This is a genomic window from Streptomyces sp. NPDC052109 (genome assembly GCF_040680195.1).
In the GTDB taxonomy this organism is placed as follows: Bacteria; Actinomycetota; Actinomycetes; order Streptomycetales; family Streptomycetaceae; genus Streptomyces.
This window is the reverse complement of sequence record NZ_JBFAWF010000015.1, coordinates 83543-108961: the sequence shown is the minus strand read 5'-3', so window position 1 is coordinate 108961 and position 25419 is coordinate 83543. Positions and strand designations below refer to the sequence as shown.

Annotated in this window: 24 protein-coding genes and 1 pseudogene; 8 read left to right on the top strand and 17 right to left on the bottom strand. The window is 70.1% G+C overall.

All coding sequences use genetic code 11. The annotated features are described in order from the left end of the window. Positions 1–25: 25 nt before the first annotated feature. On the top strand, positions 26–346 hold the full coding sequence (locus tag AB0L59_RS27395; RefSeq protein ID WP_365588621.1) for a hypothetical protein: 321 nt from the start codon (positions 26–28) through the stop codon (positions 344–346). A gap of 172 nt (positions 347–518) precedes the next feature. On the opposite strand, the gene AB0L59_RS27390 is transcribed toward AB0L59_RS27395, so the two are convergent. Further along, entirely contained in the window at positions 519–1703 is a 1185-nt protein-coding gene (locus AB0L59_RS27390) for an IS701 family transposase (protein WP_365588618.1), read from the bottom strand. A 107-nt stretch (positions 1704–1810) separates the two neighbouring features. Here AB0L59_RS27390 and AB0L59_RS27385 point away from each other — a divergent pair, with 107 nt between their 5' ends. The 5 genes and pseudogenes from AB0L59_RS27385 to AB0L59_RS27365 all read left to right on the top strand — a co-directional run. Next, positions 1811–2989: an IS701 family transposase gene (locus AB0L59_RS27385; protein ID WP_365588617.1), complete on the top strand. Its 1179-nt coding sequence runs from the start codon at positions 1811–1813 to the stop codon at positions 2987–2989. After that, on the top strand, positions 2979–3362 hold the full coding sequence (locus AB0L59_RS27380; protein WP_365588615.1) for an RNase A-like domain-containing protein: 384 nt from the start codon (positions 2979–2981) through the stop codon (positions 3360–3362). The genes AB0L59_RS27385 and AB0L59_RS27380 overlap by 11 nt, the downstream gene beginning before the upstream one ends. Before the next feature lie 24 nt (positions 3363–3386). Next, complete coding sequence (locus AB0L59_RS27375; RefSeq protein ID WP_365588612.1) at positions 3387–4052, top strand: contact-dependent growth inhibition system immunity protein; 666 nt, start codon at positions 3387–3389, stop codon at positions 4050–4052. Between the two features lie 773 nt (positions 4053–4825). After that, complete coding sequence (locus AB0L59_RS27370) at positions 4826–5674, top strand: transposase (RefSeq protein ID WP_365588609.1); 849 nt, start codon at positions 4826–4828, stop codon at positions 5672–5674. Next, a pseudogene (locus AB0L59_RS27365) lies at positions 5675–5927 on the top strand (transposase); the annotation flags it as partial. A gap of 881 nt (positions 5928–6808) precedes the next feature. On the opposite strand, the gene AB0L59_RS27360 reads toward AB0L59_RS27365, so the two are convergent. Continuing rightward, the gene (locus tag AB0L59_RS27360; protein ID WP_365588607.1) at positions 6809–7468 is read right to left on the bottom strand and encodes an MSMEG_1061 family FMN-dependent PPOX-type flavoprotein; all 660 of its coding nucleotides are present in this window, start codon (positions 7466–7468) and stop codon (positions 6809–6811) included. A 119-nt stretch (positions 7469–7587) separates the two neighbouring features. After that, entirely contained in the window at positions 7588–8481 is an 894-nt protein-coding gene (locus AB0L59_RS27355) for a LysR family transcriptional regulator (RefSeq protein WP_365588604.1), read from the bottom strand. A gap of 121 nt (positions 8482–8602) precedes the next feature. On the opposite strand from AB0L59_RS27355, the gene AB0L59_RS27350 reads away from it, so the two are divergent. Next, on the top strand, positions 8603–9349 hold the full coding sequence (locus AB0L59_RS27350; RefSeq protein ID WP_365588601.1) for an acetoacetate decarboxylase: 747 nt from the start codon (positions 8603–8605) through the stop codon (positions 9347–9349). A gap of 237 nt (positions 9350–9586) precedes the next feature. Here the strand turns inward: AB0L59_RS27350 and AB0L59_RS27345 are convergent, their stop codons facing one another. The 14 genes from AB0L59_RS27345 to AB0L59_RS27280 form a co-directional block, all read right to left on the bottom strand. After that, complete coding sequence (locus AB0L59_RS27345; protein ID WP_365588599.1) at positions 9587–10342, bottom strand: hypothetical protein; 756 nt, start codon at positions 10340–10342, stop codon at positions 9587–9589. Between the two features lie 34 nt (positions 10343–10376). Beyond that, positions 10377–10886 (bottom strand): hypothetical protein, encoded by a 510-nt coding sequence (locus AB0L59_RS27340; RefSeq protein WP_365588596.1) that lies wholly within the window; start codon positions 10884–10886, stop codon positions 10377–10379. Next, positions 10859–12133: an MlaD family protein gene (locus AB0L59_RS27335; RefSeq protein WP_365588594.1), complete on the bottom strand. Its 1275-nt coding sequence runs from the start codon at positions 12131–12133 to the stop codon at positions 10859–10861. The genes AB0L59_RS27340 and AB0L59_RS27335 overlap by 28 nt, the downstream gene beginning before the upstream one ends. After that, a complete protein-coding gene (locus AB0L59_RS27330; RefSeq protein ID WP_365588592.1) occupies positions 12130–13413 on the bottom strand; it encodes an MCE family protein in 1284 nt (427 codons plus the stop codon). The genes AB0L59_RS27335 and AB0L59_RS27330 overlap by 4 nt, the downstream gene beginning before the upstream one ends. Beyond that, a complete protein-coding gene (locus AB0L59_RS27325; RefSeq protein WP_365588589.1) occupies positions 13410–14519 on the bottom strand; it encodes an MCE family protein in 1110 nt (369 codons plus the stop codon). The genes AB0L59_RS27330 and AB0L59_RS27325 overlap by 4 nt, the downstream gene beginning before the upstream one ends. Further along, positions 14516–15496 (bottom strand): MCE family protein, encoded by a 981-nt coding sequence (locus tag AB0L59_RS27320; protein ID WP_365588814.1) that lies wholly within the window; start codon positions 15494–15496, stop codon positions 14516–14518. The genes AB0L59_RS27325 and AB0L59_RS27320 overlap by 4 nt, the downstream gene beginning before the upstream one ends. Positions 15497–15672: 176 nt before the next feature. Beyond that, positions 15673–16713: an MCE family protein gene (locus tag AB0L59_RS27315; RefSeq protein WP_365588586.1), complete on the bottom strand. Its 1041-nt coding sequence runs from the start codon at positions 16711–16713 to the stop codon at positions 15673–15675. Then, positions 16710–17957, bottom strand: coding sequence for an MCE family protein (locus AB0L59_RS27310; protein ID WP_365588583.1), 1248 nt, complete (start codon positions 17955–17957; stop codon positions 16710–16712). Before AB0L59_RS27310 ends, AB0L59_RS27315 begins: the two co-directional genes overlap by 4 nt. Before the next feature lie 11 nt (positions 17958–17968). Beyond that, positions 17969–18793 (bottom strand): ABC transporter permease, encoded by an 825-nt coding sequence (locus tag AB0L59_RS27305; protein WP_365588581.1) that lies wholly within the window; start codon positions 18791–18793, stop codon positions 17969–17971. A gap of 3 nt (positions 18794–18796) precedes the next feature. Further along, positions 18797–19567 (bottom strand): ABC transporter permease, encoded by a 771-nt coding sequence (locus tag AB0L59_RS27300; RefSeq protein ID WP_365588579.1) that lies wholly within the window; start codon positions 19565–19567, stop codon positions 18797–18799. Continuing rightward, on the bottom strand, positions 19564–20493 hold the full coding sequence (locus AB0L59_RS27295) for an ABC transporter ATP-binding protein (RefSeq protein ID WP_365588576.1): 930 nt from the start codon (positions 20491–20493) through the stop codon (positions 19564–19566). The genes AB0L59_RS27300 and AB0L59_RS27295 overlap by 4 nt, the downstream gene beginning before the upstream one ends. 108 nt (positions 20494–20601) lie before the next feature. After that, positions 20602–21642, bottom strand: coding sequence for a sigma-70 family RNA polymerase sigma factor (locus tag AB0L59_RS27290; RefSeq protein ID WP_365588574.1), 1041 nt, complete (start codon positions 21640–21642; stop codon positions 20602–20604). Between the two features lie 53 nt (positions 21643–21695). Next, positions 21696–22784: a lytic transglycosylase domain-containing protein gene (locus tag AB0L59_RS27285; protein ID WP_365588572.1), complete on the bottom strand. Its 1089-nt coding sequence runs from the start codon at positions 22782–22784 to the stop codon at positions 21696–21698. Positions 22785–23436: 652 nt separating this feature from the next. After that, positions 23437–24657 (bottom strand): metallophosphoesterase, encoded by a 1221-nt coding sequence (locus AB0L59_RS27280; protein ID WP_365588569.1) that lies wholly within the window; start codon positions 24655–24657, stop codon positions 23437–23439. 387 nt (positions 24658–25044) lie between these two features. Here AB0L59_RS27280 and AB0L59_RS27275 point away from each other — a divergent pair, with 387 nt between their 5' ends. After that, on the top strand, positions 25045–25215 hold the full coding sequence (locus tag AB0L59_RS27275) for a hydrophobic protein (protein ID WP_365588567.1): 171 nt from the start codon (positions 25045–25047) through the stop codon (positions 25213–25215). Positions 25216–25419: the final 204 nt, after the last annotated feature.

Genomic DNA, 25419 nt, shown 5'->3' with positions numbered 1-25419 from the left:
CATTAGCTGCAGCAGTATGGTCCGGATGAGCAGAGCAGAGCAGTTGCAGAACGCGTCCCGACTTTGGGAGGAGCACCTCCGTGCCGTGTTCCCGGCCGGTTTGCGCGGCGCAGAGCTGGCAGACATCGACATGGTGCTACTCGACGCGAGCGTCGCCGGCTGCGTCTCCACCTGGCTGAACAACGCCGGCACCCTCGACCCAGCGCGCAGCCGGATCCTGCAGGACAGCATCAAGGACCTGGATCGAGTCCTCCTGGAGATCACCGAAGCTCAAGAACTCCGATACTTCCAGCGCTTGCGCCAGCTGGCCATGCTCGTATCAGCGGCCTCCCGCGCCGCCAAATGAGATGGCTTCTAATACTGCAACGGTGCTTGCCGTGACTGATGGCCAGTTCAGGGGCTGTGTCCGCGTCGCTTGTAGTGACTGACCCGGGCCTGGTGTTGGCGTCGTCGACGCCAGGTTGACCAGTGCAGGACTTGTTCGATGGGGGCCGGCCGACGGTCGGTGAGGCGGGTGATCAGGCGCCTGATTTCGGCGAGGCTGAGGTGGATGAGCGGGGAGGATCCGTTTCTGCTTTCCCGGTGTCCAACTCGCGGGCGCGCAGGATGGTGAGGCAGGCGTGGGCGGCCATGGCGAGGGTCATGTGGCGGTGCCAGCCGGGGTAGCGGCGAACTTGGTAGTCATCCAGGCCGCATTCCTGCTTGGCGGTCTGGAAGCATTCCTCGATGGCCCACCGGCTGCCCGCGACACGTATCAACTGGTCCAAGGTGGTCTCGGCGGGGCAGTAGGCGATGTAGTAGGAGATCTCGTCGGGTCGGCTGACGCTGCGACGGGCGATCACCCAGTGCCGGCGATCCTCGCGGTGCCAGGGCCGCACCTCGACGCGAGCCCAGTCGTAAACGCGCAGGCCGTGAGCCCCCGCTCCGCAAGAGCGACGCTTCCACTTCTGCCGTGGCAGTCCACCGAACAGGTCGTGGACAGGGTGATCGAGGGCCCAACGCGTGACGACGGTGTCATGCCGGGTGGTGGCCATGACGTGGAAGACGTCTGCCTGCTCGAGTTCGAACCGCCAGCCCTTGGAGAAGCCGTAGGCTGCATCCGCGGTCACCCAACGGAACGGGATCTTGTCCGCGACGGCCTTTCGGACCATCGCCTTGGCCATGGACACCTTCGTCTCGAACGCCACCTCGTCACTGATGCCGGCCCGACGACACCGCTCGCGGTCATCCGTCCAGGAAGTAGGCAGATACAGGCGGCGATCGATCAGCGTTCTACCCCGGTCGGTGGCATAGGCGAGGAAGACACCGATCTGGCAGTTTTCCGTGCGTCCGGCCGTGCCGGAGTACTGCCGCTGAACGCCGGCCGACCGTGTTCCCTTCTTCAGGAATCCGGTGTCGTCCACGATCAGGACCGCCTCAAGATCCCCGAGACTTTCCACCACGTACTCACGGACGTCGTCCAGGACCTCGTCGGCGTCCCACTCGATCCGGTTCAGCATCCGCTGGATCCGGTCCGGACCGTCATGACCGGCCTGTCCGGCCACGGTCCAGCCGTTCTTGCGCTGCAGCGGAGCGATCAGACCCCGCATATACGCCAGAGCCGACTCCCGCGGCTCCGACCTGCTGAAACGATGCACGAACCGCTCGTGCACCGCGTCCAGTTCACGCGCCCACAGCCTGACATCGGAAGGGTCCCCACCCATAACCACACCAACGACCAACCTGGCCATCAGTCACGGCAAGCACCGTTGCAGTACTTATACTGCAGTCAGAAATCGTGTCCTGAGGTGGTTCTTCTCGTTGTCCGGTCGTGGAGGGGGTTGCTGAAGTCGAGGGCTGGGCCGAGGAGTTGGAGTCGGTCTTCGCGCGGGTAGCGGGCCGGTTCGGGCGGGCGGAGCTGCGGTGGCGGATGCGGGACTACGTCCGCGGCCTGCCGGCGCCGGTGGGCCGCAAGAACGGCTGGCAACTGGCCGAGTACGCAGGGCATCGTGACCCTGCTGGGCTGCAGCATCTGCTGAACGGTGCCCGCTGGGACGCCGATGCCGTTCGGGATGACCTGAGGGAGTACGTCGGTGAACGACTGGGTCCGGGCGGAGTGCTGATCATCGATGACACCGGATTCATCAAGAAGGGCACCACGTCAGCCGGGGTGTCGAGGCAGTACACCGGCACATCCGGAAAGATCGACAACTGCCAGATCGGTGTCTTCGCGGCCTACGCCACCGGCCATGGCAGAGCCCTCGTCGACCGCGAGCTCCACCTGCCCAAGTGCTGGACCACGGACCGAGAGCGGTGCCGGGAAGCGAAGATCCCCGACGAACGCACCTTCGCGACCAAGGGCGAGCCGGCCAAGGGCCTGGTCCGCCGCTGCATCCCCGCAGGACTGCCCGCCGCGTGGGTGACTGCCGATGAAGCCTACGGACAGGACTGGTCCTTCCGCCGCCTGCTCGAACAGCTCGACGTCGGCTACGTCGTGGCGGTGCCGAAGTCCCAGCAGATCAAGTCCCTGGCCGGCTTCTGGCGCATCGACCAGCTCATCGACGAAGCACCCGACGACGCCTGGCAGACCCTGTCCTGCGGCGACGGATTCAAGGGCCCACGCCCCTACGACTGGGCCGCGGCCAAACTGCCCGCCAACATCATCTTCGACCCGGACCCACCCACCCATCACCGCTGGGTGATGGCCCGACGCAGCCTGTCCGACCCCACCGAACTCGCCTACTACCTCGCCTACGCGCCCGCCGGCGTCGAGATCGCCGAACTGGCCCGCGTCGCCGGCTCACGCTGGGCCATCGAAGAGGTCTTCCAGGCCGCGAAGAACCAGTGCGGCCTGGACTGGAGTACTAAACGGGCATTAAGTCAGATCTTCCTCGGGGCGGGATCGCTCGATCGTGGTACTGATCAAGGGCGACGGCGAACCCAACGCCTGGCCGCGCAGCAAGCGCAGGGGGCGGCTGAATCCCAGATACCGGGCAGATGTGGCCGGTGACGAGGGGGAGAACGGCGCGCACACCCTGGCCAAACACGTGAACGTCACCTCACGGGAGTTGCGTGCACGACTGCGGGCAGAGCCTGAGAGGGACCGGGTCTCCCGGTACGTTGACGAAGCCTCCGCGCAGAAGTACACCGACGGCGTGGTGCTCCGGCGCCAGAAGGAAATCGAAGCCTGGCTCGCCAAGAACAAGGGCCGAAAGCTTGAGCTCGAAGCGCACTTTGACGAGAACACCGGGTTGAGTCTGTCCCGGGAGAAATTTCGCAACGGATTGCCGCCGGACTGGGTCAAGGGTGCCAGAGTGATCCTCAAGCGGGACCCATCGGCCGCGATGGGCTACCGCGTACTGACGTCCTATCCCGTCCCCTAACACCAGAACAGGTTCGACAGCACCATGACACCGGTGGATGACCGTTTTCAGGAGCTGCGTCAGCTCCTCCAGGCGTACGAGCAGCCGGGTTACACCTTCGACGATACGCTCGAAGCACCGGGAACGGCGCTGGGCGCTTACCTCCGGGTGGCCGCATTCGCCCCGGAGCGCGCGGCGGCGGCCGTGCGGGAGATCCAGGGCCTCCTGGCCCTGGGCCTGTTCAGCGACGCGGTCGCTGAGGACGTCGAGTTGCTGCCCCACATCCGTCCGCCACGAGGTGTAAGCGTCGAGGACTGCCTTCGCGTCATCCAGACGCATCTTGAACGTTTTCTGGAGGCTCCGCCGTCGCCCCGGTCCATGGTTCGGCCCAAGATCGCCTGGGAATGGAGGAATCGGTTCCCGGCGCTGGCTCACTTCCTCGGCGCCTACTTCTACCAGGACAGCCTCGTGGTGGAGTACTCCACACATGCCGAGGCAGTCGACGACTACCTCTCGGGCGAACTGCAGGAGGATGTCGAAAAGACCGCGGCGGAAATCGTTGAGTTCGTGACACTCAACCCGTCGGACGAGGAGCTGGATGAGGCGGCCACCACACTCGGTCTCTATGAACCTGCACCAACAGGTGTTTCTCTCCGCCAGTGGCTCATGGACGTCAGGGACGTCATCATTCACCGCCATCCCCACGGCTGAGTCATCCACGACGTGTCGACCGGCCTACCGCTAGGCTCCTTGCTCACACCTATCTGTTCACGACCCCGCACACCAGCTCCCTCACCGCTGCCCATGAGAACATCACCAGCGGACGGAGACCGATGCCCTTGGAAACACGCATCGCGGCACGTCGGAACTGAAGGGCCCCAACGCGTCCGCTGCCTAGAACTCGCCGGACCGGTAGGGCGTCGAATTCCCGGTGCCGATACGGCGCGACTACATGGTGAAGATGCGCAGGACGACGAGTGCGGTGGCGGGGTCGGGTTCGAGTTTGTGGAGTTGCTGTCCGGCGGCTGCCTTGGCGGGTTGGGGTGCGTGCCGGGGTCCGCGATCCGGTAGCCGTAGGGCGGTCGTCCGTCGAGGTAGCGGCCTTGGAACTGGGCCTGGGAGCTCATCGCGGTTCGGACCCGGATCTTGATGCGGTTGTGCTCGCCCTTGCTCATGCCGCCGAAGACGGGCATGACCGGGCCGCGGGCTTCGTTGTCGGGATCGATCGGTCTGCCGACCTCCAGGACCCCAGGGGGATGCGGAAGTGGACGAAGACGGGGAAGGTGTTGCCGAACTGGTTGCCGTAGAAGGTACGTTGCGGCTCTCCGATCATGTCGGCGTCGAAGCCGCGGTTCGGTCGCGGAGGGCTGTGAGGAGTTCGTTGCTTCGGGGCGGCCTGCCAGGCCCCGGAACGGCTGTGGCCGACGTCGAAGTACTCGGCGACCGTCCGGCCGCCGGCGGGCTCGATCAGTGCTCGGGCGCGAGTGAGATGCCAGTTTCTGGAGGCCTCCGGGTCCTGCAGGTCCTCGGTGGAGCAGCGTCCGGCGAAGGCGAAGTGGATCACGTGCGGTCAGGCGCCCGTGTGTGTGGCGTGGAGTGCATTGTGGGTGTTATATAGCGGTCTGTCGTACCTCGATTGGGCGAGAAGGGCCAGCGGGGGCTGCTTGCAGGCCCCGGTTGTGGTCGCTGATAAGGGCTACGGCGTCAGCCTCCCCTTGCGCCTCGCACTGGAGGAACGGGGTCCGGCCTATGCGCCGGCCCTGACCGGGAAGGAAGTCGCCCACCCTGAGGAGACCGAACCGCACCGGCCTGCCTATGGTGCCCTGGGACCTCCGACCCTGCCGCGTTACCGAACCCCGCTACGAGCCCTGTCCCAGCACGCAGCCCAGATCACTACGGACACGCTCGCCGAGGTGACCTGGCGGCAGGGCAGCAAAGGGCGGATGACCTCACGGTTCGCCGTGCTCACGGCACCCCCGGCGGGCAAGCAGGCACTGGCCGCCGCCCTGGAAGCAGGCGGCGGGAACTACCTGTGGGACGGTGTCCTGCCCGCTTACACGGTGCTGGTGGAACGGCCTGCCGGGCAGGAAGCTCCGACCGGCAACTGGATCTCGAACCTGCCCGCCACCAAACCCGTCGCCGACCTCGTGCGGTGGGCGAAGATGCGCTGGCGGATCGAGCACGACTACCGGGAACTCAAGCACGGGCTGGACCTGGGCCACTTCGGTTCCCGTAACTGGCGCGGCAGGCACGACCACATCACCCTCTCACCGCCGCCCAGGCCTCCCTCACCCTGCGGCGGCTCGATCCCAAAGCCCCCGATGCCGGCCTGAGCCTCTACCAGGTCGATCCGCGCCGCCCGGCCGGACGGCGCGGATCCACGTGATTCTGGACAACCTGTTCCGCCCACAAGGGCGCCAACATCCGACGCTGGGCGATGAAGAACAAGGTCGAGTTGTGCTGTACCCCGACCTACGCCTCGGGGGCGAACCCCATCGAGGCGCACTTCGGACGGCTGAGGCAGTTCACCATCGCCGACTCGAACCACCCCACCACACCGTGCAGACCGAGGCCCTGCACGCCTGAACACACACCTGACGGCTGGGATGCGCCGCTACATCGCCGAGCGGGACTGGCTCACCGGCTACCAACTCCCGCCCTGTGCACCCGACCTCAACCCGGTCGAGGGGATCTGGTTCGGTACTGCGGCGCACCACCACGGCCAACCGCGCGTCGCCGACCCGCAAGACCTGATCACCGCCGTCCGGCGGGGGCCTGCGTCAGCTCCAGTACCGTCACGACGTCATCGACGGCTGCCTCACCGGAACCGGACTCGTCACCGCACCACCATGGCAACACCACGTATTCAAAGTCGGTAACCGCCTGAGGTGTCTATGCGGTCACAGCACTAGGTCAGTTGTGACACTGCCACTCACCCGTCACAGCCGTAGCCATCCTGACCGTCGCGACACTCGCCACCGCCGAGGTAGCTCACGACCTCCTCCTGCTGAGGACGGTCGGCGTCTGGTAGGTACTCGGCCAAGGCAGCAAGGCCGCAGTGGGGAAGCTGAGGCAGACACTGGTCGATCGGCTTGCGGCAGTTGACATGACCGGCCGGGAGGATGCCCTCCTCGCCCTCAGCTGAAGCGGGACCGAGCGCCGATATCATTGGCCGCACGTCACAACCGCCAACTGCAAGTTCCAGGTGACGTAACTTGCTCGGACCTATGGCCGCGAGGTGAACTGGTCGGAGCGAAGCCTTTGCGTGGCCGCAGTGAGGCACTTGCCCGGCTGTTGAGTAGCGTGCGAGCTGCCAAGCAGCACAAGTCCGGCTCTGTCCTGTTGATCTCCGGCCCAGCCGGGCTCGGCAAAACGGCTCCCCCTCACCGGATGCCCCGCGCCTGATCTCGGGGCGTGCCGGCCCGGGGCTCGGCGGGCCGGTGGTTCAGCAAGGGCGGGACGGCCCGTTACTCGTACCGGTACCTCAGCGAATCCGCCTCCGCCTGCTCGATGTCAGCGATCGTCAGCTGTGGCATCCGCAGCTGGGCCAGCGTCACCTCGGCCGACGTCGGCTGGGCGTCCGCCGGCAGCCACTGCTCCGGCTTCCAGGCCCCGCTGCGCAGGAGCGACTTGGGGCAGTGCGGGTAGACCTCCTCGATGCCCAGCACCAGCGCACTGGCCGGCGGCTTGCCCACGGCGGTCAGCTGCGACAGCAACTCCGGGCGGGTGGAGACGCAGGCCCGGCCGTTCACCCTGAGCGTCGTCGTGCGCCCGGGGATGACGAACAGCAGTCCGGCCCGTCCGGTGGCGACGACGTTCTGCAGGGTGTCAAGACGCTTGTTACCGGTCGCGTCCGGTATCGCCACCGTCCGTGTGTCCAGGACGGCGACGAACCCGGCGGGACCGCCGCGCGGGGAAACGTCACAGTTGCCCTCGGCGTCCGCGCTGGCGACCAGGACCAGCGACGAGCATCCGATCAACCGCGCGGTCTGTTCGGTGAGTTCGGTCATCTGCTTGCGCACGGCCGCGTCGCTGGGGAGTTCGTAGGCCCTGCGCAGCGTCTCCTGGTCGGGCACGGCGTCGAGGCGGAGTGATTCGAAGGCACTGCCGGCAAGGGGTGGCGTCATGGCCCCGACCCTAATGGGCCGACCGGCGATTGATCTTGGCCATCGCCGAGCCCGCCGGCGTGGTGTGGCGGCGACCTCGGAGGCGGTCCGGGTCGGGGGCCGGCAGGGGGGGAGCGGTGTCAACGGGAGGTGGTTGCGGGTCCTCGGCGGTCTCGGGCCACGAGGGGATCTTCGCGTGCCAGGCGAAGTGCGATCTCCTCCAGTTGCCGCGCCAGCGGGTGTGCCCCACGAGCGGGACAGACCAGTACCAGGGGGACCGGTGGCGCGTCGGGCACGGCGATATAGCGCAGGCCGGGGTGCGTGTGCAGCCGCGCGGATTCAGGCACGACGCCGACACCGCGGTCGGCGGCCACCATCTCCAGGCATTCGTCGAAGGTCTGGCACTCGGCTGCGATCCGTGGGCGGTTGTCGTCGGGCCACAGCCGGGGATCCACCGTCCCGCTGCGGGTGTTGACCACCAAGGGATGGCGGGCGAGTTCGCTCCACCGCAGCCGTCGTCTGCGGGCCAGCGCGCCGTACCGGGAGACGGCCGCGACCCGGGGCTCCCGGCGCAGTTCGACGACGCGCAGGCCCGGTTGGGTGACTGCGCCGTGGAGGACGGCCGCGTCGACGACACCGCGGTCGACACCGGCCAGCCGGTCGTCACGGCGGACGAGCTCGACGCGCGCACCGGTTTGCTTCTCGAAGGCGTTCAGGGCGGCCGGAAACCGGTCGCCTGGCAGCAGCCAGGTGAACCCGATCTTGAACGATCCATCCGATCGCACGGCCTGAAGGGCCCCGTCGAGCCGTTCCAGGATCTCGCGCAGATCCTCGCTCAGCCGTCGGCCGGCGCCGGTGAGCGCGACACTGCGGGTCGTGCGGTCCACCAGCCGCACGCCCAGGGCTGTCTCCAGGCTGCGGACGGCCCGGGTGAGGGTGGGCTGGCTGATCCGGCACACGGCGGCGGCCCGAGAGAAGTGCTCTTCCTCGGCCAAGGCCACGAAGTACCGCAGATGCCGCAGGTCGATATCCATACACCAGCAGCATAAATCCCGTCGCCCGGGTATTTCTCTTCCCTGTGGCGGCTGCCTAGCCTCGCTGCGCAGAACGCGTCCGTGCCGACGCCGAGCGTTGATCAGAAGGCAGTGATCCACCATGCGCAGCGAAGATGTACTGAGCCAGCCGACCACCCCGCTCTCCGGCCCCGCCTACCCTCCGGGCCCGTATCGCTTCTACCGCCGCGAGTACCTCAACATCACCTACCGGACCGACCCGGACGCCATGCGCGCGGTCGTCCCGGAGCCGCTCGAGGTCGGCGACCCGCTGGTGCGCTTCGAAGTGATCCGGATGCCGGACACCACCGGCCTGGGCGACTACACCGAGTCGGGCCAGGTGCTGCGGGTCCGCCACGACGGAGAGCCGGCGGACTACATCCACTGCATGTACCTGGACAACGCGCCCGCCATCGCGGTCGGCCGGGAGGCCGGCGCCTACCCGAAGAAGCTCGGCAACGCTCGCCTCTACACCGACTCCGACACCCTCGTCGGCACCCTCGACTACGGCAGCCTGCGCGTGGCCTGCGCGACCATGGGCTACAAGCACCGACCCCTCGACCCCGAGGAGGCTCGCGCCGAGGTCGGATCGCCCACTTACATGCTCAAGATCGTGCCGGGCTACGACGGACTTCCACGCATTGCCGAACTGGTCCGCGCCGACTTCACCGACCTGGAGATCCTTGGCGCCTGGACCGGCCCCGCCCGCCTGCAGTTGTTCGAGCACGCTCTCGCCCCCCTGGCCGACCTGCCCGTCCGCGAGGTCGTCTCCGCCAGCCACGTCCTGACCAACCTCACCCTTCCCAGCCCCAAGATCGTGCACGACTACCTCGACGGGGCGTCCGCATGACCACCGCACCCCTCGACCTGGCCGTGCGCAGGCCAGTAGTCCCACCTCGGTGTCCGGTCGGCTCTCGGTGAGCGGGTGGCCGAGGATCTGCTCGGCCTTGCGTACGCGGTAGTGGGCGGTGTTCTTGCGGACTCCATTGCGTGCGGTGTGCCGAGGTCCGAGGGACACCCGAGCACGCGTACGACGATTCCGCCGGCCATGCGTAGTCGATCCGCCGTCCCTTTTGCCTCTGCCTCGTCAGAGGGCGTCGACGCCACTCACCTTCCAGCCGTCGGAGGTGCGGGTGAGCGTCAATCGCACCCGGTTCAGGTCCAGCCGGGGCTCCGGGACCTGGGTGCTCCGGGTGACCTGGTCGACGAAGAGCAGGACGACGGCCTTGTCCGGTGTGGCCGACACGACGGACGCGGCGGGGGCGCCGCCGTCCGAGGGTGTGGCCACGGTCGCCTTCACCACGCCGTGGTACGTCGTCGCCGTCGGCGCGACCACCGTCTTCGTCGTCCTGCCGTACTGGTCGCGGAAGTGCCCGGTCAGCAGGGCGCGGGCCCGGGCGAAGTCCCGGTCCAGGTGCCGGTAGTCGTACGACAGCACGACCGGCGCCGCCTTCCGCGCGGCCGCGAGGGCCTCGCCCCGGGCCTGCTCCGCCTGCCGCCCCTGCCGGTACTGCCACCCGAGGACGGCGGCCACGACCAGGACCGCCACGAGCACGAGGCCCAGCACCGCGGTGAGCACGCCCCGTCCGGCCCTGCGCGAGGGCGCTCCCTCCTCCGGCTCATCCTCGAAGGGCTCGGGCGCGGGCTCGGGCGGATCCTCCCAGCCGTCCGCCGGGGGCTCGACGAGCAGGGTGCGCCCGGGCACGGCTTCCTCTTCCGGGCGGCCGGCGCGCTCGGGGCGTGCCGGCCGCCCGGCGCGCTTGGCCGCCGCGCGGGCGGCCGCGGTCATGGTGCGGCGGGCCGGGGAGCCGGTGCCGCGGGTGCGGGAGGTCGGGTTCGCCACGGTGTCTCTCCTCATTGACGGCCTCACAGTCGGGTCAGCCCACGAACGTGACGTCGGAGGTCAGCCAGCGGCCGGCCACGCGCACGAGGTCGAGCTGGAGCCGGTAGGTGCGCGCCTGGCCCTCGGGCGCGGCGGTGTTGGTCACCTTGCTGTCGGCCACGACCAGGACCAGGGCCGAGTGTGCGTCGGACCGCACGATGCCCGCTTCCAGGACCTGCCCCTCGGACACCGACTTGTTCTGGGCCACGAGCTTCGTCAGCTGCGCGGTCTGCGCGGCGAACTGCTTCTTGAAGTCGCCGGTGGCGCCCTGCAGCACGGTGCGGCTGTCCCGGTCGTAGTGCCGGTAGTCGAGCGAGGTGAAGTTCAGCGCCGACTGGCGGGCCGCCGCCAGGATGTCCTGACGGCGCTGCTCCGCCGCGCCCTGGTCGGCCAGCTTCAGGCCCAGCCAGACACACAGCACGGTCGTCAGCACGGTCGCGGCGAGCCCCGCCGACAGCAGCCTCGCCCGGCCCCCTGTCACGCCATCGGTCCCACGAGCAGCCATTGCCACGACTCCTTTCCGAACACGGTCTGTTCGCCACCCGTCGAGCCGATCTCGACGGGCGTTCCGTCCGGGCCGGTCACGGCACCGGTCTCCGGGTCGTACGGGGCCACGAACGCGGCCTGGCCGGCGCTGTACCGACCGGTGGTCGGGCCGGGCGCGTTCTGGGCACCGCGCACGGAGGTCTTGCTGCCGCGCGGTGCCGTGCAGCGCGCGCCGGTGTTCGCCGAGCGCGTGCTGGTGTCGGCGGGGACGCGCCGCTGGGTGCCGTAGCCCTGGGTGCACGCGGGCGGGTCGTCGGCGTTCACGGTCAGCCCGAAGTGGGTGGTGCCGTCGCCGGGGATGACCGTGTAGCTGCCCGCGACCGTGAGCGGGAGCGTGACCAGGGCCTGTTCGACGCCGGGCAGCCGGGCCAGGGTGATCTGGCCCCCGCTGACGAGGTTGGCCAGCAGGACCGGTACGTGCGGCCGGGTGGACTTGAGCAGGGAGTCCACCTGCTGGTCGGCGGGCGTGGTGTTGCCGATCAGCTTGCGCAGATCGCCGTCGCTCGACTTCAGCTGCTCGGTGAGCGTGGCCAGGTCGCGGGAGAACGACTTGATGGCCGAGCCCTGGTCGGCCTGTGTCTTGAGCACCTTCCGCGAGTCCTCGATCAGCGCGACCGTCTGGGGGAGCGACTCGGACGCCGATTCCACCAGCGCGTTGCCGGAGTCCACCAGCCGGCTCAGGTTCGGTCCGGTGCCGGCGAAGGCCTTGCCCAACTCGTCCACGGTGACCCGCAGATCGTCCTTGCCGACCGAGTTGACCAGCCGGTCGAGGCTGAGGACCAGGGCGGTGACCGGCAGCGGGGTCCGGGTGCGGCTGCGCGGGATCGGGCTGCCGTCCATGAGGTACGGTCCGCCCGCCCGCCGCGGCTGGAGGTCGACGTACTGCTCGCCCACCGCCGAACGGTCGGCGACCACCGCGAGCGTGTCGGCCGGGATCCGCGGGGCGCCGTCCTCGATCCTCAGCGCCACCGAGACCCCGGACCCGGTCAGCTGCAGATCGCCCACGCGGCCCACCGGCACGCCCCGGTAGGCGACCTCGGCGCCGGGGAAGACGCCCCCGGACTCGGCGAAGTCCGCGCGCACGGTGTACCCGCGGTGCAGGACGTCGTCCACGAGGCCCGTGTACCGGGCGCCGACGTACGACACCCCGAGGGCGGTGACGGTCGCGAAGGCGAGCAGCTGGGCCCTGACCGTACGTGTGATCACGGCGTTATCCCCTTCAGCATCAGCTCGGCGAGGCCGAGGTCGATCCCGGGCGGGAGGCGACGCGAGCCGTTCCCGGTGCTGTAGGCCGCGGTGCACACAGGCGGGCACAGCAGGGTGCTGCCGTCGGAGGGCGTCGAGGGCACGGCGGGTGCGGAGGGCACGGGGGGCACGGACGGGGTGCCCGGCAGGGACGGGACGGACGGGAGAGGGGTGGGAGTGGGGAGGCCGGGAAGGTGCGGGGTCCCGGGGGCCGGGGGCTTCCCGCCCTTGCCCGGCTTGCCGGTGACGTTGCCGTACAGGTCCGCCAGGTCGAGGTCGGCGGTGATCTTCAGGTTGACGTAGTCGCCCTTGACGGCGTCCGCCGCGTTGCGCGGGAACGGGTAAGTGGTGAGGATTTCCAGGGAGTTGGGCAGGTCGTCGCCCGCCTTGTCCAGCTCCTGCAGGATGGGCCGGAGATTCTTCAGGTTGGCGACGGTGTCGTCGTGGGAGGCGTTCACCACCCTGGTGCCGGTCTTACCGAGTGTGGACAGGGCGGTGAGCATGTTCGTCAGGTCCTTGCGCTGGTCGGCGAGGGCCTTCAGAGCGGGTGGCATGGTGTCGACGGCCAGGGCGATCGTCTTCTTCTCGTTCTTCAGCCGCTTCGCCAGCCGGTCGACGCCCTTGAGCGCGCGCACGATCTCCGCCCGCCGGCCGTCGAGGCCACCGAGGAACGTGTCGAGCTGCTTCAGCAGGGACCTGACCCGGTCCTCGCGGCCGCTGAGGGCCTTGTTCAGCTCGACGGTGATCGTCTTCAGCTGGGCCACCCCGCCGCCGTTGAGCAGCGCGGACAGGGCCGACAGTACCTCCTCGACCTCCGGGTTGCGGCCGCTGCGGGACAGCGGGATGAGGTCGCCGTCGTGGAGTCGTCCGACGGGCGCGGTGCCGGCCGGCGCGGACAGGGCGACGTACTTCTCGCCGAGCATGCTCGTCTGCCTCAGGTCGGCGACCGCGTTGCCGGGCAGCTTCACCGAGTCGGCGATGCGCAGCCGTACCCGCGCGTGCCAGCCGTCCAGTTCCACCTTCTCGACCGCGCCCACGGTGACGTCGTCGACCTTGACAGCCGACTGCGGCACCAGGTCCAGGACGTCCCGGAACTCGACGGTGACGTGGTAGGCGTGGCCGTCCGAGGCGGCGCCGCCGGGGAGCGGGACGTCGTACCAGCCGTTGAACTCGCAGCCGGTCAGCAGCAGCGAGCCGATCGCCGTCCAGGCGGCCACCCGCCTCGAGCGCTTCACGCTCATGCCGGTGCCCCCAGGATTCCGCCGAGGGTCTTGTCGACCGTGCCCGTCGACGCCGGGGCCGACGGCACCTCGGGCAGGGAGTCGAAGAGCTTCTTCAGCCCGGCGCAGTTGTCGTGGTCGTCGCCGGTCGTCTTCAGGATCGAGCAGAGCAGCGATGACGGATCCTGAGGGGTTTGCGCGTTGTTGCGGGTGTCGAGGGTGCCGGAGGCGGGGTTGTAGGCGTTCTGCAGGTTCGACAGGCCCGTGGGGGCGACGGTCAACAGCTCCTCCAGTGCGGCCCGTTGGGTGACGAGGACCTTGGTGACCTTGGCCAGGCCCTGGACGTCCGAGGTCAGCGCCTTCTTGTTGCCCTTCACGAAGCCGGCCACGTCACCGAGTGCGGCGGCCAGGTACTTCAGCGCGGCGGCGAGATCCCTGCGTTCCCCGGCCAGCTGCCCGGCCACGTCGGCGAGGTCGGTATTGAACGACCGCACGCTGGTGTCGTCCGCAGCCAGCGCGGCCGTGAACACCTGGAGGTTCCGTACGGTCCCGAACAGGTCGCCGCGCCCGTCGGACAGTGTGGTGACCGCCTGGGACAGGTCGCCCACCGTCTGGTTGAGGTTCCGGCCCTGCCCCCGGAGGTCGCCCGCGCTCACCCCGAGCAGCCGGGACAGCGAGCCCTGCTTGTTGGCGCCGTTCGGGCCGAGCGCCTCGGCGGTGGTGTGCAGGCTGTCGAAGATCCGGTCCAGCTCGACGGGGACGGCCGTACGGGACTCGGGGATGACGTCTCCGTCCCGCATGACCGCGCCCTTGCGGTACACCGGCAGCAGCTGCACGTAACGGTCGCTGACCACCGAGGAGTTGACGATGGCGGCCTGCGCGTCGGCGGGGACCCTGCGCCCCCGGTCGTACTCCAGCTCCACCCGGACCCGGTCGCCCTCCGGCGTGATCTTCTCGACCTCGCCGATGCGGACGCCGAGGACGCGGACGTCCGAGCCGGGGTAGATGCCGACGGTGCGCGGGAAGTACGCCGTGACGCGGACGGGGCCGGGGCCCGGCCAGAGGACGACGGCGAGGCCGACGACGACCGCGAGCGCGGTGAACAGGGCCAGGAGTCTGCGGGTCACCGGGTGCCTCCCGTCCGTGGCGTGACCGGGGCGGCGACCAGGTTCTGGACGTAGGAGTCGAACCAGCGGCCGTTTCCGAGGGTGTTGGTGAAGAGCCGCACGTAGGGGGCGAGGAGCTGGACGCTGCGGTCCAGGCTCGCCTGGTTGCGTTCGAGCATCTTCAGGAAGGTGTCGAGGTTCTTCAGTGCGGGCCCGATCTCCTTGCTGTCGTCGTCGACCAGGCCGGACAGCTCGACGCCCAGCAGCGCGGAACTCTTGAGCAGGGTGTGGATCGCCGCGCGCCGGTCGTCGATCTCCTTGAACAGCGCGTCACCGTCCTTCACCAGCGCGGAGAAGTCCTTGGTGTGACCGGCCAGCACCCTGGTGACCCCGTTTGCGTGGTCGAGGAGCCCGCGCAGCGCCCGGTCTCGGGAGGCGACGGTCCGGGAGATCCGTGACAGGCCCTTGATCGACGCCCGCACCTCCTCGGGGGAGTCCTGGAAGGTGAGGGAGATGGTGTCCAGCGCCTTGGCGAGCCGGTCCGTGTCGACCGCCTCCGTGGTGGTCGTCAGGTCGCTGAAGGCCTGGACGACGTCGTACGCCGACACGGTCCGGCCGAGCGGGATCTCGCTGCCCGGCTTCAACTGGCCGGGCCCCTTCGGGTACAGGGCCAGGTACTTCGCGCCGAGGATCGTCTTGACGCGGATCGCCGCGCCCGTGTCGGTGCCGAACCCGGGGCGGCCCTTCACCCTGAAGGTGACCTTGACGTGGTCGCCGTCCAGGCCGACGCCCTCGACCTTGCCGACCTTGACCCCGGCGATCCGCACCTCGTCGCCCGGCTTGAGCCCGCCGGCCTCGGAGAAGGCCGCGCTGTAGGTGTCGCCGCCGCCGATCAGCGGCAGGCTGTCGGCGTTGAAGGCGGCGAACGTGAGCAGCGCGAGGACGGTGAGGCCGACGGCGCCCACGATGACCGGGTTCCGCTCGCGGAAAGGCTTCATGCGTGGCCGCCTGAGCCGGATCCTGGGCAGCTTCGGTGGCAGGACGCGCACCTTGACCAACGGCTGGGGGCGGGGCTTGCGCTTCGGGAGCAGCCGGGGGAGTTTCGGCAGCCTCGGCGGCAGCACCCGTACCTTCACCAGCGGCTCGGGACGGCGCTGCCGCAGGACACGCGGTCTCATCCGCCACACCTCGCCCGCGCCACGTGCAGGTCCGGGGTGATCACCTGCTTGGTCTTCGGCAGCACGATCCGGCCGTCGAAGTCACAGAGGTAGAAGTTGAACCAGGAGCCGTAGGACGCCGTCCCGGTCAGCGCGTTGAGCTTGTTCGGCAGTCGCTTCAGGACGCCCTCCACGGTGTGCTCGTTCTTGTCCAGGGTTCCGGTGAGATCGCCGAGCCCGGCGATGTCGTCCTTCAGCGGTGGACGCGCGTCCTTCAGCAGCCCCGACGTGACGTCGGTGAGGTCGCCGATGCTCACCAGCGACTCCCCGATGGGCTTGCGGTCGGCGGCCAGCCCGGACACCACCCGGCGCAGCTGTGTGAGCAGATCGGAGAAGCGGGAGCCGCGCTTGTCGAGCGTGTCCAGGACGGTGTTGAGGTTGTCGACCACCGAGCCGATCAGCTTGTCGCGGTCGGCCAGGGTGGTGGTGAGTGAGGCCGTGTGCGCCAGCAGGCTGTTCACGGTGCCGCCCTCGCCCTGGAGGGTCTGGACGATCTCGGTGGCGAGCTGGTTGACGTCGCTCGGGCTGAGTGCGGCGAACAGCGGCTTGAAGCCGTTCAGCAGGGCGTTGAGGTCCAGCGCCGGCTGGGTCCGGGACAGCGGTATGGTTCCGCCCGGCCGCAGCCGGGCGGTGACGTCGCCGGGGCCCTCGGTGAGCGCGATGTAGCGCTGCCCGACCAGGTTGCGGTAGCGGACGACCGCGTGGGTCCCCGCGAGCAGCGGCCGGTCCGCGCTGACGGTGAACGTGACCTCCGCCAGGGTCCGGTCCTTGACCCGGATGCCCTCGACCTCTCCCACCCGCACTCCGGCCACGCGGATGTCGTCGCCGGTCTCCAGCCCGGTGACGTCGGTGAACACGGCGTGGTAGGTGTCCTTCGGGGTGAAGGAGATGTTGACGATGGTGGCGGCGAGCAGCGCCGTCGCCGCGATCGTGACCAGTGCGAAGAGGCTGAACTTGACCAGCGGGGCGGCGGTCTGCCGGGTTCCTGACCCGCTCATGCGACACTCACCGCCGTTCCGCGGGCGAGCGGACCGAACAGCAGGGTCGCGACGGACGGCACCTGGTCGGCGGGGACGCCCATGACGGGGGCCACGAGCGAGCCGACGGCCCGCTGCTCGGCCCGGGTGGCGGACACGTTGACACCTCCGGGGAGTGCGCCGCCGGAACCTCCGGCCGACGTACCGTCATCGAGATGGGGTTTCGGGCCGGGCACCTGAGGATGCGGCAGGCCACGGCAGTTCGGGCCGGACCGCTCGCCGTACACCGGCTCCTCACCGGGCTGGTACGCCCCCTGCGGCCGGACGACTTCGAGGGTGATCCGCATCTCGCCGCCCCGGAACGCGTCCTCCGAGGCCTTCTCCTGCCGGACCAGTCCCTGGAACAGGCACGGGTACTCGGGGGAGTATCGGGCGAACAGCTCCAGCGTGGGACGGGAGACCCGGCCCAGGGTGATCAGCCGGTCGCCGTTCTCGGACAGGAAGCCGTTCGCCGTGTCCGCCACGGACGCGGTCGAGCGGAGCGCGGCGGCCAGCTGGTCCTTCTTGTCGACGATCGTGCGGCTGGTGGTGACCGTGTTGCGCAGGATCCGCATCAGGTCGGGCGCGGCGTCGCCGTACACCTCGGCGACGTCCGCGAACCGCGAGATGTCCTCCTCGAGGGAGGGCATGTGCGGGTTGAGACGGCGCAGATAACCCTCGACCCGGGTGAGGTTGTCACCGATCCGGTCGCCGCGGCCCTCCAGCGCCGTGGCGAACGCCGACAGCGTCGCGTTGAGCTCGCCCGGCCGGACCGTGCGCAGCAGCGGCAGCAGGTCGTTCATCAGCTGCTGCACCTCGATGCCGGCCTTCGTGCGGTCCTGGGTGATGACGTCTCCGGCGCGGACGGGCCGAGCCGAGGAACGCGGGGGCGGGACCAGGTCGACGTACTTCTCGCCGAACAGCGTCTTGGGCAGCAGACGCGCGTGCACGTCCGAGGGGATGTACGGGACGTACCGCGGATCGAGCGCGATGTCGAGCGTGGCCTTGGTGCCGTCCGCGTGCACCTCGCGCACCTCGCCGACCAGCAGCCCGCGCAGCTTGACGTCGGCGCGTGGATCGAGCTGGTTGCCGAGGGTGCCGGCCTCCAGGGTGATGGGCACGACGGACGTGAACGCCTGCTGGTAGACGGCCACCGCGAGCGACAGCAGCAGCGCGAGCACGGCGAGGAAAGCGACGCCGTAGAGCCTGAGTCTCGTTCTGTGCATGCGCACCGCTCTCACCCCGCTATCCGTACGGTCGTGGTGGCGCCCCAGATCGCGAGGCTCAGGAAGAAGTCCAGGACGTTGACGGCGACGATCGAGGTCCGCACCGCACGGCCCACCGCGACGCCGACGCCCGCCGGGCCGCCGCTCGCGTGGTAGCCGTAGTAGCAGTGCACCAGGATGATCAGCACGGCGAAGACGATCACCTTGCCGAAGGACCAGAACACGTCGACGGGCGGCAGGTACTGGTGGAAGTAGTGGTCGTACGTGCCCGTCGACTGCCCGTAGTACCCGGTGGTGATGGTGCGGGCGGCCAGGTACGAGGACAGCAGCCCGATCACGTACAGCGGGATCACCGCGACGAAGCCGGCGATCATCCTCGTCGTCACCAGGAACGGCAGCGAGGGGACGCCCATCACCTCCAGCGCGTCGGTCTCCTCGCTGATCCGCATCGCACCGAGCTGCGCGGTGAACCCGGCGCCGACCGTCGCGGACAGGGCGAGCCCGGCCACCAGCGGGGCGATCTCCCGGGTGTTGAAGTACGCCGACAGGAACGCCACGAAGTTGGAGGTGCCGAGCTGGTTGAGGGCCGCGTAGCCCTGGAGGCCGACCTCGGTGCCGGTGAAGAAGGACAGGAACGCGATCACGCCGACCGTGCCGCCGACGACGGCGAGCGCGCCGCGCCCGAAGCTCACCTCGGCGAGCAGCCGCAGGATCTCCTTCTTGTAGCGGCGCAGGGTGCGGCCCGTCCACGCCAGGGAGCGCCCGTAGAAGGACAGTTGGGTGCCCAGCTCTTCCAGTGAGCGCAAGGGGCGATCGAGGACTTTCCGAGGTCTCATCGGCTAACCCCTCTGCGGGACGACCTGGAAGTACACCGCGGTCATCACGAAGTTGGTCACGAACAGCAACATGAAGGTGATCACCACGGACTGGTTGACGGCATCGCCCACACCCTTCGGACCGCCCTGCGCCGTGAGCCCCTTGTACGAGGCGACGATCGCCGCGATGGCCCCGAACACGAGCGCCTTGATCTCCGCCGCCCACAGGTCGGACAGCTGGGCGAGGGTGGTGAAGGACGCCAGGTAGGCGCCGGGCGTGCCGTGCTGGAGGACGACGTTGAAGAAGTAGCCGCCCGCGACACCGACGACCGAGACGAGGCCGTTGAGCAGCACGGCCACGACCATCGACGCCAGCACGCGCGGTACGACGAGCCGGTGCACCGGGTCGATGCCGAGCACCTGCATCGCGTCGATCTCGTCCCGGATCTTGCGCGCCCCGAGGTCCGCACAGATCGCCGTGCCGCCCGCGCCCGCGATCAGCAGCGCGGTGACGATCGGCGAGGCCTCGCGCAGCACCGCGAGCACGGACGCGGCACCGGAGAAGGACTGCGCGCCCAACTGCCGTGTCAGACTGCCGATCTGCAGCGCGATGACCGCCCCGAAGGGGATCGAGACCAGCGCCGTCGGCAGAATGGTGACGCTCGCGACGAACCACGCCTGCTGGATGAACTCCCTTGCCTGGAAGGGCCGTCGGGGCAGGGTCCGCACGACGTCCAGCGCCATCGCGAAGAGGTTGCCCGAGTGCCGGAGCGCACCCGTCGGGGAGAGCCTCATGCGCTGCTCGCCCCCGTCCCGTGCAGCTCTGCCTCGCGTCGCGCGATCGCCTCCCAGCGAGGCGGGCGGGTGATGCCGGGGCCGGGCAGCAGGCGGGGTGTCAGGCCCCGGACTCGTGGACCCTCGTCTATCTGGGCCAGCTCCTGCTCGACCTGGGCCGCGTCCTTCTCCTCCGCCATGCCGATCGGCCCCTGCATCCGGCCGTTCAGGAACTGCCGTACGACGGGCTCGTCACTGGTCAGCAGCTCCTCACGGGGCCCGAACATCACCAGCTCGCGCCGGAACAGCAGCCCGATGTTGTCCGGGACCTGGCGGGCCGAGGCGATGTCGTGGGTGACGATGAGGAAGGTCGCGTCGATCTGTGCGTTGAGGTCGACGATGAGCTGGTTGAGGTAGGCCACGCGGACCGGGTCCAGACCCGAGTCCGGCTCGTCGAACAGGATGATCTCCGGGTCGAGGACCAGGGCGCGGGCGAGCCCGGCACGCTTGCGCATACCGCCGGAGATCTCGCCGGGCAGCTTCCCCTCGGCGCCGATCAGCCCGACCATGTCCATCTTCTCCAGCACGATGCGCCGGATCTCGCTCTCGGACCTGCGGGTGTGCTCGCGCAGCGGGAAGGCGATGTTGTCGTACAGGTTCATCGAGCCGAAGAGCGCGCCGTCCTGGAACAGCACGCCGAAAAGCTTCCGCACCTCGTACAGGTCGTGCTCACGGAGCCTGGTGATGTCCCGGCCCTGGATCGTGATGGAGCCGCGCTCCGGCTTCAGCAGCCCCACGAGCGTTTTGAGGAACACCGACTTGCCCGTCCCCGAGGGACCGAGCATCACCGAGACCTCCCCGGCGGGCAGCGTCAGCGAGACGTCCTGCCAGATGACCTGGTGGCCGAAGGACTTGGTCAGCCCTTCCACACAGATCTCGACACCCATCCGGTTCTACCCTTCGCCCGTGGAGCGGCTCCGACATCTGCTCTACGGGCAGGCGCGGGGCGTCCGTCGCGGCGACCGGGAAATTTTTTCGGACGGGTTTACGGCGTGCTACGGCAGCTTCGGCGACGGCGTGCTCGAAGGCAGCCTCGGGACAGGGACGGGGGAGGAGAGCGGAGCGGCCGGTAGCGCCGAGACCGGGGGAAGCGACGGGACCGAGGAGGCGGCCGACCCCGTCGGCAGGTCCGGCACCTTCGGCACGCCGGGCAGCTGCGGCGCCGGCAGCCCCGGGAGCGGGGACGAGGACACGTTCGGCAGGGACGCCAGGGGCACCGGCAGCGGCAGGGACGTTCCCCCGGTCGGTGAGGGCGTCCGACTCCGGGCCCCGGGCGCCGGGGGCCGGGAGGTGGGCGTCTTGGGGGTGTGCCCCCGGCCCGTGGCGTCGCTGCGCCGGACCTGCGCGTCGCCGGCCACGGCCGGCCGCGGCGCCGGACCGTTCCCGTTTCCGCCCGCATCGAGCGCGTACGGCAGCAGGAACCCCGCCACCGCCAGGGTCGCCGCCGTCGAGGTCACCGCGACCACCTGGGCCTTGCCACCCCCGCGCAGCCGCCCGCGCCCGACCAGGAAAAGCACCAGCGCGAGCGTCGCGGCCAGCGAGGCGCGCAGGGTCCGCCGGGCCCGGGCGAGCAGCGACTCGACGGTCCGGTAGCTGAGCCCCATCCGCACCGCGACCTGGCTCACGTCCAGGTCCTCGGACTTCAGCCGGAGCGCCTCCGCCTGCCGGGCGGGCAGCTCACCGCTGCGCACGGCGAGCCACTTCGCCTCGGCCCGGTCGCACACCGCCTCCTCGACGGGTACCGGGCCCGGCGCGACGAGCGTGGGGCGGCTGCCCACCTCGGCCTCGCGGTTGACCTGCCGGTACCGGTCGACGCACAGCCGCATCGTCACCGTCGTCAGCCAGGCGCCGAGCCGCTCGTCGTCGAGGTCCGGGCGTTCCGCGGCCCGCAGCATCGCCTCGTGCACGGCGTCCTCGGCATCCTCCTGGCTCATGGAGCGTCGCCGGGCCACCTTGAGCAGCTGCTCGCGATGGCTCCACATGCGCTGCCAACGCTCCTCGGCGGTCGCTGTGTCCGCAGGCATCTCCGTCGCCATGAGGGCCCCTTCGCACTCACCCGCCGGTTCTGGGCTTCCGGCGGGTGGCGACATTACCGCCGGGTAGTCGTGGTTGTGGAGGGGGAGGCGCCCATCGTGTTCCAGCCGTTGCCGATGGTCAGCGGCCCCGCGTCGGGCAGGACGCCGCCGGGCAGCGTGAGAGTCGGCTCGGGGACGGGGACCAGCGGCGTCCCGGACGCCTTCGGGACGCCGGCCGTACGGGACGGGCCGGGGGAGGGTGAGACGGGCGGCGTCGACGGCGTGCGCGAGGGACCAGGGCCCGGGTTCCGGTCGCCCGAGCGCTTCGACGGCGAGGACTTCGGCCTCTTCGGGCGGGACGGCTTCGGCCCGTCCGACCGGGCTCCGGCGGACGCGTCCGGCACCACGCGGTGTCCGGTCAGGTAGTACGCGTACCAGGCTTCGACCGTGCGCAGATAGGCGTCCGAGTGGTTGTAGCCCAGGATCGCCCGGTCCAGGTCGGCGGGGTGTGACAGGTCCCGGCCGCCCGCGCACAGGTAACGGCCGGCGGCGAGCGCCGCGTCGTAGACGTTGTTCGGGTCCGACCGTCCGTCGCCGTTGCCGTCCGCGCCCCAGCGGGCCCATGTGGACGGGATGAACTGCATCGGGCCGACCGCGCGGTCGTACACCGCGTCCCCGTCGTACGCGCCGCCGTCGGTGTCCGGCACGACGGCGATGGCGCCTCCGGTCAGCCGCGGGCCGAGGATGGGCGTCACGGTCGTACCGTCCGGGGTCACCCGGCCGCCCCGTGCCTGCCCGGACTCCACCTGGCCGATCGCGGCCAGCAGTTGCCAGCGCAGCCGGCAGCCGGGCGCGCTGCGCGCCAGCTCCTCCTCGGCGCGCCGGTACGCGGCGAACACGCTCGCGGGCAGGGCCCCGCCGCTCATCGTTTCCGGTGCCGAGCCGTTCTTCCGTGTCCGCAGCGGGGGAAGGCCGGTGCGGTACGGGGTGTCGCCGGACACGCTGGGGCCGGGCTCGGCGGGCGCCGCCGTCCGCGCGGGCTCCGCGGCCTCGGCCGAGACCGCCCCCGGCGCCTGCGACGCGGTCAGGACGGCCATCGCCGCCGCCGCGATCGCCGTACTCCTGGCACCCCTCAGTGCCCCCTCGAGTGCACGCGCTGTCACTGTGCAGCCCCCTCCGTGGGTGAATCCGTCGTCTGCTCTACGCGGCCGGAGGGCAGGTCCGTCGCGCGAACCGGGCGGATGGGGCGGGCGCCTTTCCGGGAGCGGGGTACACACGCGTGTCGTCAAGGTCTCACCAAGCGTTCGGGGCGGTCACCGATCTCGATCGCCGGCCCACCCGACCACGCTCGCAAGGGTGGGCTGCGGACCACGACGCAACCCTCGCGTGCCGCAGCCGGGGGAGACGCAGGACGCCGCCGTCTGGCTCGAAGCGGGAGCTGGGTGCGGCCGTGCGCCGGGCGGATGGCGCTGGTGTGGCCATGACGGCACCGGTAGCGGGCGGGGGAATGGGCAGGGGAGGCCGGTGTCGATGAGGGCGCGGGTGATGCGGGCAATGCCGTGCCGGGCCAGTCGCTGGGTATGCGTGGCCCACGGCGTGCAAGGGCACGGTGGGGATGCGGGCCGACGACATCGACGAGGCGGTAGCCGTACGGCGGGCGGCCGCCGAGCCGGCGGCCCTGCTCGCGGGTCCGCACGGTCGTCGCGGCGCGGGTGCGCATCCGTGCCCGGCGATCTCCCGCCTGGACAGGATCCCGAGCGGATCGTCAACTCCTCCTGCGGATCTTGTCCTCGGCGAGACGAGCCTGTTCCCCGTCTACGGCGATGTGGGCAGGTGCGGGGAGCGGAGCACGAGCAGGGTGATCTCGCTGGGGGCGAAGACGCGGAACGGCGGGCCCCAGAAGCCGGTGCCGCGGCTGGTGTAGAGGAGGGTGCGGGTGCCGTGGTGGCTGAGGCCGGCGAGGGCGGGCTGGTCGATGCGGACCAGGTGGTGGAAGGGCCAGATCTGGCCGCCGTGGGTGTGGCCGGAGAGCTGGAGGTCGACGCCGGCGGCTGCCGCCCGGTCGGCGAACTTCGGCTGGTGTGCCAGGAGCAGGACGGGCAGGTCGGGGTCGGCACCGTTCAGGGCTCCGGCGAGGTGGGCGCGGTGGCCCGCCAGGCCGGAGGACTCGGCGGTGACGTCGTCCACGCCGGCGACCACGAGGGTGTCGCCTCCGCGTTCGAGCAGCAGATGGCGGTTGCGCAGCGGCTCCCAGCCCAGCTCGTCCATCAGGTCGACCCAGCCCTGGGCCTCGCTGTAGTACTCGTGGTTGCCGGTGACGTAGACCCGGGCCCGGGTGGCCCGCACGGTACCGAGTGGGGCGGCCTGGGCACGGCGGCGTTCGGCCGTGCCGTCCGCGATGTCGCCGGTGTGGCAGACCAGGTCTGCCTCCAGGGTGTTCACCGTCTCGCATACCCGTGCCGACCAGCGAGCGCGATCGAGGGGACCGTAGTGGGTGTCGGTGATGAGGACGACGCGGATACCGTCCAACCCGGCACCCAGCCGTGGGAGTTGCACGTCGAGTCGGCGCACGCGTGGCACGCGGCGGGCCTCGGTGTACCCCCAGGCGAGCAGTACGGCGGTTACGCCGAGGACGGCCCAGGTGACGATTCGGGCCCGGTCCTGACTCTCCTCGACGCCGGCCACGGTCAGGGCGAGCCGCAACGGGACGCCGAGCAGAACGGACCAGGTGAACAGAACCCAACTGGTACCCAGCAGGGTGTCACCGACGATCGCCGCCCGGTCCTGCTGGCGCCGGCCGTGGCCGCGCGCCATCGCGAGCGGCATACCGACGAGGCCGAGGACGAAGAGGGCGGTGCCGACCGGCGTCACGGGCAGCGGCCAGTGCTGGCCGGTGTACAGGAGTACCCAGCAGGGCACGGCCCACAGCAGGACGGGGGCGATCAGGGGGATGTAGCGCATCAGGCGGTGCAGTCGGCTCGGCCGCGGCGCTCGCGCTTCACCGTCGGCGGGTCGGATGTCACTGGTGGCGGTCACGCTTCCCCTCCCTGCCCAGGCTGCCGTCTCGCGCACTGTACCCGGTCACCCTGGGGCCGGCCGGACGAGGAGCTGGACAAGGCGGCGACCGCACTCGGTCTCTGCGAGCCTCCACCGGTAGGCGTCTTTCTCCGCCAGTGGCTCAGGGACGTCAGGGGCATCGTCATTCACCGCAGGGCGTCAACGCGTTCGCCGCCTGGAACTCCCCGGAGCCCGTGGCAGGTTCCGGAATGGGCCCCGTGGGGATCGCCGATGGGGCGGTGTCAGCGTTGGCCGGGTTCGCCTCCGCAACACGCGAACGTGCCCTGCATCGCATGGAAGTAACTCGTTTTTTGCGGGCTTGTAGGAGCGGAGTAAGGGCATCCGGTGGCCAGGAGGTTGATGACAATGGTTCCTTTGCTTCTGGTTCTTCTGCTGGCCCTGGTCCTCTTCGGCGCGGGCTTCGCGCTGAAGGCGCTGTGGTGGCTCGCGGTGATCGTCCTGGTCGCGTGGCTGCTCGGCTTCGTCGTCCGGCCCGCGGGCAGCGGTGGCCGCAGGGGCCGCTGGTACCGCTGGTAGACGAACCCGTCCGAGTACGCGGAGCATGTGAGGCGCGCAGGAGGAGTGGGGCCCGGCCGGACACGGCCGGGCCCCACACGCGCGAGAAGACACCCTCACCGACGTCGGCCACGCCAAGGACGCCCGCGCGGACGGTGGGACCTGGCCGCTGCGCTCTCCCCCGAGGACGTCCGCCGGTACCTGCCGGAAGGCGGTCCCGTGCCG